Genomic DNA, 3,951 nt, shown 5'->3' on the forward strand with positions numbered 1-3,951 from the left:
GCTCTGATTGGCGTGGTCGAGCCAGTCCAGATTGCCATCCGCGCGCGCGATGCAACCGTCCAGGCTGACAGCAATGAACGAAGAACAATGAGGTGTCACACGTATCTCCCAGGTGTGATGCCGAGCGCTGGCCAGCGCTCGGCACACCACGACGAAAGAGGAGCCGGCCAGCGGCCGGCACTACCGCAATACGCATTCCGGACTACGCGCCCGCCATCCACTTCAGGATCAGCCCGGTGACATACGCCAGGCCGGTACCGGTGGCATAACCGACCGTACCGAGCAGCACGCCCACCGGCGCCAGCGTCGGATGGAATGCTGCCGCCACCACCGGTGCCGAGGCGGCGGCGCCGATGTTGCCCTGCGAACCGATCGCGAAGAAGAACAGCGGCGCACGCACCAGCTTGGCCACGATCCACAGCACAAGCACGTGGGTGGCCATCCAGATGGCCCCCAGCAGGAACAGCCACGGACGATCCAGCAGCGACAACAGGTTCATCTGCATGCCGATGCAGGCGATCAGGAAGTACAGGAACACGGTACCCAGGCGCGAGGCGCCTGCCGCTTCCAGCCGGCGTGCACGGGTGAAGCTGAGCGTCAGGCCCATCGCGGTGGACAGCAGGATCACCCACACAAACTGGCTGTCGAGGCTGAACTGGCTGGCCCAGCTGACATTGGCCTTGAACCAGCCCGACAGCGGTGCGGCGATGGCATGGGCCAGGCCGACGCCGCCCAGTGCCACGCCGACGATCACCATCAGGTCGGTCATGCTGGGGATGCGCGCGTTCTGTGCCTCGTAGGCACTGATGCGCGCCTTCATTTCATCGATGGCGCGGGTGTCGGCACCGTTGCGTGCATCGATCTGCTGGGCGCGGTTGGCCATGAACAGCAGGATCGCCATCCACAGGCTGGCGCAGGCCACGTCGACCACAGCGAACTGGCCGAAGGTGGTGGCATCGGTGCCGAACACTTCGCGCATGGCAACCATGTTGGCGCCACCGCCGATCCAGCTGCCCGCCAATGCGGCCATCCCGGCCCAGGTGTCACCAGCCACGGTTTCCGGATGGATCAGCTTCATCACCTGGAAGGAGACGATGGCACCGAGCATGATGCCGGCGGTGCCGGCGCAGAACACCAGCAGCAGCTTCGGCCCCAGCTTGGCGATGCCTTTCAGGTCGATCGACAGGGTCAGCAGGACCAACGCCGCCGGCAACAGCACATCGCGGGCGACCGGGTTGTACAGCGAGGTGTTGTGGCCATCGATGACACCGGCGGTGTTGTAGATGGCGGGGATGAAATAGCACAGCAGCAGTGCTGGTACCCAGGCGAAGATCTTCTTCAGCAAGGGCGTTGGGCCACTGGCAGCCCAGAAGATCAAGGCGAGGGTGGCGGCGATCAGACCAAGGCCAACGATGTCGTTGCTGATCAGGGCAGTAGCGGGTTCGGTCGGCATGGGATCCTCTGTCGATCGAAAGAGCGGAAAAGAAAAGCGCCGCATAAGCGGCGCGGGTCGAAATTAACATAGTCTTCACGCAGGGTCATGCTGCGCTGCTTGCGGCAGCGCGCGGGCCTACCGAGAATCGCAGCATTCCCTTCTGGAGCCTGCCCCATGCAACTCGGCGCTTTTTCAGTCAGCTTGGCGGTGAAGGACCTGGCCACCTCACGTGCGTTCTACGAAGCGCTGGGGTTCTCGGTGACCGGTGGTGATGCGGCGCAGAACTGGCTGGTACTGCGCAACAACGGCATCGTGGTCGGCCTGTTCCAGGGCATGTTCGAGGGCAACCTGCTGACCTTCAACCCCGGCTGGGACCAGCACAAGCAGGAACTGGCGTCCTTCCAGGACGTACGCGAGGTACAGGCCGAGCTGGATGCCAAGGGCATCGCACTCACGGCGCGTGCCGATCCCGATGGCGAAGGTCCGGCCTATCTGCAGCTGACCGATCCCGATGGCAACGTGATCCTGATCGACCAGCACGTGGCGCGGCCAACGGGGCGGTGATGCGGCCAGCGTGCCAACCAGGGTTGGCACCTACCAGAACGCACGCGGCCATTGCCTGGTAGGCGTCGGCCTTGGTCGACGGAGAGGTCAGCCTGGCCGCGATGTACCAAAGTCGAGCGAGGCCAGGGTACCGCGCGGCTGGCAGGGCTGCAGCTGCAGGGTCCAGCCCAGGTGCTCGCACAACCGCGCGATCAGTTCCAGGCCGATGCCGCCGCGGTCGCCGCGCTCACCGCGGGCCATCCGCGCGTGGATCGCTGCGATCTCCTCCGGGCTCATGCCATGGCCGGGGTCCTGCAGGGTCAACACCGCTGCCGAGGTCAGGCGCAGCTCGATATGACCGCGGCCGCTGTTCTCGATGGCATTGCGCAGCAGGTTGCCGATCGCTGCCTGCACCACCGCCAGCGGCGCGACGATGTCGACCGGCGCGGCCTGGATGCCGATGCTCAGGTCCTTGTCGCCCAGCAGGTGGCGATGGTCGTCGACGATCTCCGGCAGCAGCTGGTCCAGCGCGATGCGCTCGGCACGGGCAGCCAGGCGGGCGGGATCACGCGCCAGCACCAGCAACAGCTCGATCAGCTGCTCAACGCCCTGCGCGGTACGCAGCACGCGCTGCATCTGCTGTCGTGCGCGCTCAGGCAGGCCGGGTTGCTCCAGCGCCAGTTCGGCGGCACCGGTCATCACTGCGATCGGCGTGCGCAGTTCATGGCTTGCGGTACTGATGAACACCCGCTCGCGCTCGACGAACTGCTCGTTGCGATCAAGGTAATCGTTCAGCGCATCGGCGATGGTGTGCAGCTCGGAACTGCCGCGCGGATCGACGTCAATGCGCTGGCCCTGCACGCCGGGCCGCAGTGCACCGATGTGCTGGGCCAGCAGGCTCAAGGGGCGCACCATGCGCTCCATGCCGAAGGAGGCCATCAACACGGTGACGAAGATCATGATGATGCCGGCCAGCATCACCCAGCGCGTTGCGAATTGTTCCAGGTCGTGGAAATCGGAGATGTCCAGGGCCAGCGCAACCCGTCCCATCGAGCCGGTATCGCGCACCATCACCGCCGTCTCGCGCTCGCCGATCATCACCCCGTCATGCAACCCCGGATGCAGGGTGCGCAGGCTGGCGGGCATGTTGGCTTCATTGAAGCGGAACAGGCTCAGCGTGTCCGAGTCCTGCCAGCGATAGTGCGGCTCGTGCTCGGTGTGCTCGACGATGCTGTCCAGTTCGGAATTGAGCAGCGCGCGCCACGCCGCGTGCTCGGCGTGTTCGTGCACGTAGTTGCCCACACTGAACACCGCCAGCGAAATCAGCGCCAGGTAGCCCAGCAGCCACCACACCACCCGGCGGTAGAGCGGCCCGGGCTTACGCGCCATCGTCATCGTTCCGTGCGTCCGCGCCTGCGGTGGACGCCAGCCGGTAGCCCACCCGTGGCAGGGTGTGGATCAGCTTGTCGGCAAAGGGGCCGTCCACACTGCGGCGCAGCTCGTACACATGCGAGCGCAGGAGGTCGCCGTCCGGTGGTTCATCACCCCACAGGGCGAATTCCAGCTGCTGCCGGGTGACCGCGCCCGGGCTGGCGCGCATCAGCACTTCCAGCAGCTTGCGGCAGGCCGGGTACAGGTGCAGCACCTGGCCGGCGCGCTGCGCCTCCAGGCTGGCCAGGTCCAGCACCAGGTCGCCCACCTGCAGGCGCTTGCGCGGATTGCGACCCTGCGCGCGCAGCAGCAGCGCCTCCAGGCGCACTTCCAGTTCCGGCAAGGCGAACGGCTTGGTCAGGTAATCATCTGCGCCGGCACGGAAGCCGGCAATCTTGTCCGGCAGTTCGTCGCGTGCGGTCAGCATGATCACCGGCACTTCCGAGGCGTGCTCGGACCGCAGCCGTCGCAGCACCTCCGGGCCTTCCATGCGCGGCAGCATCCAGTCCAGGATCACCGCGTCATACGGGTGGCTGCCGGCC

Annotated in this window: 4 protein-coding genes; 1 reads left to right on the plus strand and 3 read right to left on the minus strand. The window is 66.1% G+C overall.

Annotated elements, in window-relative coordinates; translation table 11 throughout:
• Positions 1-202 precede the first annotated feature (202 nt).
• Positions 203-1,453 carry a DUF819 family protein gene (locus AB4Y84_RS15520; protein ID WP_312786566.1) on the minus strand — a complete coding sequence of 417 codons (1,251 nt, stop codon included), beginning with the start codon at positions 1,451-1,453 and terminating at the stop codon, positions 203-205.
• A gap of 156 nt (positions 1,454-1,609) precedes the next feature.
• On the opposite strand from AB4Y84_RS15520, the gene AB4Y84_RS15525 reads away from it, so the two are divergent.
• A complete protein-coding gene (locus AB4Y84_RS15525; RefSeq protein ID WP_025877085.1) occupies positions 1,610-1,999 on the plus strand; it encodes a VOC family protein in 390 nt (129 codons plus the stop codon).
• Positions 2,000-2,086: 87 nt separating this feature from the next.
• On the opposite strand, the gene AB4Y84_RS15530 is transcribed toward AB4Y84_RS15525, so the two are convergent.
• Both AB4Y84_RS15530 and AB4Y84_RS15535 read right to left on the minus strand, forming a co-directional pair.
• A complete protein-coding gene (locus AB4Y84_RS15530; protein ID WP_032951976.1) occupies positions 2,087-3,367 on the minus strand; it encodes a sensor histidine kinase in 1,281 nt (426 codons plus the stop codon).
• A partial coding sequence (locus tag AB4Y84_RS15535) for a response regulator transcription factor (RefSeq protein WP_442250395.1) occupies positions 3,357-3,951 on the minus strand: 595 nt, incomplete at its 5' end. The genes AB4Y84_RS15530 and AB4Y84_RS15535, both read right to left, overlap by 11 nt.

Origin of the sequence: Stenotrophomonas sp. 2YAF22, assembly GCF_052114665.1 — a bacterium.
GTDB lineage: Bacteria > Pseudomonadota > Gammaproteobacteria > Xanthomonadales > Xanthomonadaceae > Stenotrophomonas > Stenotrophomonas indicatrix.